The organism is Spiroplasma sp. hyd1, assembly GCF_016082235.1.
GTDB lineage: Bacteria > Bacillota_I > Bacilli_A > Mycoplasmatales > Mycoplasmataceae > Spiroplasma > Spiroplasma poulsonii.
This window is the reverse complement of record NZ_JXYY01000086.1, coordinates 1-2,838: the sequence shown is the minus strand read 5'-3', so window position 1 is coordinate 2,838 and position 2,838 is coordinate 1. Positions and strand designations below refer to the sequence as shown.

4 protein-coding genes are annotated in these 2,838 nt (G+C 26.3%); all 4 read left to right on the top strand.

Features of this window, described 5'->3' with window-relative positions; translation table 4 throughout:
• Positions 1–232: hypothetical protein (locus TS70_RS07995; protein WP_232332552.1), on the top strand; the 232-nt coding region annotated here is incomplete at its 5' end.
• A 12-nt stretch (positions 233–244) separates the two neighbouring features.
• Positions 245–391, top strand: coding sequence for a hypothetical protein (locus TS70_RS06245; protein ID WP_198049739.1), 147 nt, complete (start codon positions 245–247; stop codon positions 389–391).
• Positions 378–635 (top strand): hypothetical protein, encoded by a 258-nt coding sequence (locus TS70_RS06240; RefSeq protein ID WP_198049738.1) that lies wholly within the window; start codon positions 378–380, stop codon positions 633–635. The genes TS70_RS06245 and TS70_RS06240 overlap by 14 nt, the downstream gene beginning before the upstream one ends.
• A partial coding sequence (locus tag TS70_RS06235; protein ID WP_198049737.1) for an Mbov_0399 family ICE element protein occupies positions 635–2,838 on the top strand: 2,204 nt, incomplete at its 3' end. The genes TS70_RS06240 and TS70_RS06235, both read left to right, overlap by 1 nt.

Below are 2,838 nucleotides of genomic sequence, written 5' to 3'. Positions count from 1 at the left end.
ATATAAATATTTTCGTAAATTTGGTATTAAGAATAAATGTAATGTTAAAAATAATGAAGAGAAATACTCAATAAAAATTTTAAAAGAAAAAAAGAAAGTGGAACATAATAATTTTGAATTTGATGAACTATTATATGAAAAACAGCAAAAACGATTTTTATTAATATTAATGATCACTTGTGTTAGTATCTTTAGTATTTGTTTAGTGACTTATTTAGCACTTTATATATAGGAGGCAAGAAAAATGGAATTAAATAAAAAATATAATTGGAAGAATTATATAATTAAAGCAGACAGTTTGGTTAAAAGTAAAGTTGAAATTGATAAATTTGGTAATAAAATTATCCCATTAAAAATTGTCAATTTAATAAAACCATATGCAAATAATTAAAATAAACAAAAATTATGTTTATGAACAGAATAATAAAAATTATATTAAAATTGGAATTAATCAAGATATTTCCTATTTGGTTTGAGATAAAGAAGGATTATTAGCTAACAAAAAAATACCAGGAAGTTTGTTAAATTCTTATTTACAAAATATGGTCAATGAAACAAAGAAAATAAAACTACGGGAACAAAATATTTATCAGCAAAATTATAGAACATTATCGCAAATTAATAACAAGAAATAATGAAAACATTATTATCATTAATTATAACAAGTAGTTTATTTTCAACGCCATTATTACCATTAAGTACCAAGCAATTAATTTCAATGTATAGTAATTTACGTGGATCACCATTTTATCCATCAATTTCAGTTAATCCAGATGTAAATATGGATGTTTCTAAAGGAACAAATTCTTGATGAAAAACTTTAAGTGATTCAGATAATAAACAGTATATTTTTGATTACTTATCATATGCTAAGAACAAAGATACCTTTTTAAAGTATTATAAAACTATAACATTTAATACTTTTTATGCTCATTCATCTTCATCAGGATTTAGCCATAGTCAAGACTATAATGGCCCTGTTACAATAAAATTACAAAGTAATGATTCAACTTATACATTTTTTAATTGGTCGCAAAAAGGTTCACAAAATCAAGCTTCTAATAATGCTACTGTAGATATTTCTTGATTATATAATAAGTTATATTTTAATTTTAAGGTTTACTGTTGAATGTATCGGGGTGGAAACTCATCTTGAACTGACACAGAAAGTAAATTACAAGTTTCAAAAGTAACAATGGATTCAAATTGAAATTTAGATCCTATTAAAAATAATTTGACTAATGCTTTATCTAATACCATTAATTTAGTAAGTGATTATTCAGGAAGTTTAGAAGACAAAAGAAATATTATAGATCCAACCGGAAAAGGAAATGATGAAACAACAAAAATTAATACTATTATTTCAAACGTATTAGGAAATGAATATAGTGATTGACAACAATATATTCAGCCATATGCTTTTAGTGATACTAATCGAACTGCAACAGTGATTTTTAAATTCCTTGATCCAGTTACTCAGCAACAAGTAGTATGGCCATTTTCAACACCAATTAATATTACTTTATCAAAAAACTATTGAAGTAAATCATTGCGAGAAAGATTACACATTATGCCAGGACAAATTGTTAATCCGCAAGATTCAACTAAAGGAATGGTTCCTGATACTGGTATACAGCTAGAACCTAATAAGGTAACTGACGACTATGGCGGAAATATTCAATATCATACAACAGCACATATTGAGTTTGATGGTTTAAGTGATTCATCAGAATGGATGACTGTTAATGGTAAACCAGTTCAAGTTTTAAACAATAAGTTTATTTATGATATGACTGATCAACGAGTAGAACAAGGAACAAAAGCTAATAATGTTTATGACATTATTGTTTATCATGATGATGGAACTTATAAATCACAATATGAAATTAAGTATACAATTGATAATTTAGTACCTACCTTGCAAGAAAAATGATATGCTTGAGATCCTCAAAATAATCCTGATCAAAATATTTTAATTCAGCCAACGATTGATGGTAAAGCAAATCCAAAATATGATAAAGAAGTTAATCCAGATACTGGGACAAAAACTCAAATTTTATGAGTTAAAAGAAAATCAAATTATCCATTTCCATTAGACCCATTGAATAAAAATGGGGAAGTAATTGATTCAAATAACAATCCAGATGATTATGATTTGGGTTTTCTTGCTGAAGGTTCAGTTGCTGGAATGGGTGTTCAACAATTATTTTCGACAACAGAAGTTGCTAATGTTTTAAGAGAGGAAGTTGATAATAATTTAAATGAATTTACTACACCTGATGCAAACCAAAAATTAACAGTTATTGTGCCTGATACTGATAATAAATATTGAAGTTGAGAAGGATTTTGACATTATATTACTAAAACTCCTGATGGTTTAGCTTATGAGAAATATGTTTTAATTGGCGCCCAATATCAAGATAAATATCCTCGTTTTTTAGATGTTTTAAATAATGCAAACATTGCTGTTGATTTCTGAACTACAATTCATGGAGTGCATTTAAAAAACTATTTAGCAACCTATAAAAATCTTGATTCTAATGATGTTAGTAAATTAAATTTTGAGCAAGTGGCATCATATTGAAAAGAATATACAAGTGATGTTATTTCACAACGAATTCCCCCTGATCCACAACCAGCAAATTATGTTGATATAACAGGAGTTTTACCCGAAGTTAAATTAAATGAATCAGATGTTTCAAAAATTAGAGATGCTGCTAATTTATCAGTAAATTCATATATTATTAAAAAATGTAATACTGCAAAATTAAACATTGATTATTTTATTTATACTCCGGATGGAAAAGACATTAATGTTGATATGAGTGGGTTAAATAG